At 48.7% G+C, this 924-nt stretch carries 1 pseudogene; it reads left to right on the top strand.

What is annotated here, in order from left to right:
- Positions 1–924: pseudogene (locus CEX98_RS14300) on the top strand (contractile injection system protein, VgrG/Pvc8 family); the annotation flags it as partial.

Below are 924 nucleotides of genomic sequence, written 5' to 3'. Positions count from 1 at the left end.
ACAAAATATCACTCTTAAGGCGGGCCGCAGCCATCGCAGTGTTATCCAAAGTGATATCAACCTCAAGGCAGACAACAACCTTACCATCACCGCCCCAGCGGGAAGTCAAATCATTCAAAGCCAAGGCAATATCACAGTAAAAGGCAATGGCTCTGGCAACCTCACCCTTGCCAATGGCGGCAGTGAAATCAGTATTGACTCAAGTGGTAACGTCAACCTCTTTGCAGACAAGTTACTGACGTTAAAAGGCAAAGCCATGACCGTGTTTGACGGCAGCATGGAGCAAGATATTGGTGGTAAACAAAGCGCCACTATGCCGAGTGTACCGCAAATTCAAGCGCTTTCTGAGAATGCTCGACTCTCACTTGCCGCCGATGGCATTGCCACCATGATGAGCAGCACCATTGAGTTGTCTTATACCTATCAAGATGGCAGTCCAATCATGGGCGCACCTTATACCATTCGATTTGCAAACGGCACTGAGCTGACTGGTAACTTAGACGACAGTGGTAAAGCAAAAATTGAGAATGCACCGCCCGGTCAATACACTGTGCAATATGGTGAGGATAAACGCGATTACCTGCCAGAAGATAAACGCCCTAAAAACCCACTGTATGGACAAATCACCCCAGCGCGAGCCGCTGAAATGGTACGCAGCGGCAATACCGCACCACTAATAGAAGCCAATGGCATTGCAACCCAAGCAGGTGACTGGTTATGGGGCACACTGCAAGGCGACTTTAATCAAAACCCCTCCACGTCACAAATCGTGGTAGGTACCTTGATTTCCATGATACCGATTATCGACCAAGTCATGGATTTACGAGATATCATCGCCAATGTCATGTTACTGACCGACGATGATGAAGCCAACGACACCGACGCTTGGCTTGCCTTTACCCTCACTGGCATTGGTTTAGTGCC

The sequence above is a fragment of the Pseudoalteromonas piscicida genome (assembly GCF_002744175.1).
Lineage (GTDB): Bacteria > Pseudomonadota > Gammaproteobacteria > Enterobacterales > Alteromonadaceae > Pseudoalteromonas > Pseudoalteromonas piscicida_B.
The sequence above is the reverse complement of the archived record's forward strand: the minus strand, read 5'-3'. Positions and strand labels throughout refer to the sequence as shown.